We start from the raw sequence: 1342 nt of genomic DNA, 5'->3' as shown, positions 1-1342 counted from the left end.
CTCCGCAGCTTCACTCGCGACACGACGCTCCCCTACCCATCCACACCCCTGAACCACGAAGGCTGAGGTTAATATGTGAATGCCATAGCTTCGGCGGATGACTTGAGCCCCGCTACATTGTCGGCGCGGAATCACTTGACCAGTGAGCTATTACGCACTCTTTCAAGGGTGGCTGCTTCCAAGCCAACCTCCTGGTTGTCACTGCGACTCCACATCCTTTTCCACTTAGTCACCGCTTAGGGGCCTTAGCTGATGGTCTGGGCTGTTTCCCTCTCGACTACGGAGCTTATCCCCCGCAGTCTCACTGCTGCGCTCTCACTTACCGGCATTCGGAGTTTGGCTAACGTCAGTAACCTGGTCGGGCCCATCGGCTATCCAGTGCTCTACCTCCGGCAAGAAACACGCAACGCTGCACCTAAATGCATTTCGGGGAGAACCAGCTATCACGAAGTTTGATTGGCCTTTCACCCCTATCCACAGGTCATCCCCTCAGTTTTCAACCTAAGTGGGTTCGGTCCTCCACGCGGTCTTACCCGCGCTTCAACCTGCCCATGGATAGATCACTTCGCTTCGGGTCTAGATCGTGCTACTCAAACGCCCTATTCGGACTCGCTTTCGCTACGGCTACCCCACACGGGTTAACCTCGCAACACAACGCTAACTCGCAGGCTCATTCTTCAAAAGGCACGCCGTCACCCCTAAAGGCTCCGACGGATTGTAGGCACACGGTTTCAGGTACTATTTCACTCCCCGCCAGGGGTACTTTTCACCTTTCCCTCACGGTACTTGTCCGCTATCGGTCATCAAGGAGTATTTAGGCTTAACAGGTGGTCCTGCCAGATTCACACGGAATTTCAGGAGTTCCGTGTTACTTGGGATCCCGCTCAACAGAGAAGGCCTTACGCATACGGGGCTATCACCCTCTACGGCGCGGCTTTCCAACCGACTTCGACTTCAACCAACTTTTCTTACTGTCTTCCAGTCCGGCAGAACTAGACAAGCGGTCCCACAACCCCACACACGCAACCCCTGCCGGGTATCACACGTGCATGGTTTAGCCTCATCCGATTTCGCTCGCCACTACTCTCGGAATCACTTTTGTTTTCTCTTCCTGTGGGTACTGAGATGTTTCACTTCCCCACGTTCCCTCCACACACCCTATATATTCAGGCGCGGGTAACTGGACATGACTCCAGCTGGGTTCCCCCATTCGGACACCCCCGGATCACAGCTCGGTTGCCAACTCCCCAGGGCTTATCGCAGGCTCCTACGTCCTTCATCGGCTCTTGATGCCAAGGCATCCACCATGTGCCCTTCATAGCTTGTCTCACAAACACTCAAC

The 1342-nt window shown here is 54.8% G+C and carries 1 rRNA gene; it reads right to left on the bottom strand.

Features of this window, described 5'->3' with window-relative positions:
* Positions 1 to 1328, bottom strand: a 23S ribosomal RNA gene (locus BLT76_RS25275); the annotation flags it as partial.
* Between the last annotated feature and the right edge of the window lie 14 nt (positions 1329 to 1342).

Origin of the sequence: Nocardioides lianchengensis (assembly GCF_900101465.1) — a bacterium.
GTDB classification, from domain to species: domain Bacteria; phylum Actinomycetota; class Actinomycetes; order Propionibacteriales; family Nocardioidaceae; genus Nocardioides; species Nocardioides lianchengensis.
Note: the sequence above shows the minus strand (reverse complement) of the source record. Positions and strands in the feature narration are given on the sequence as shown.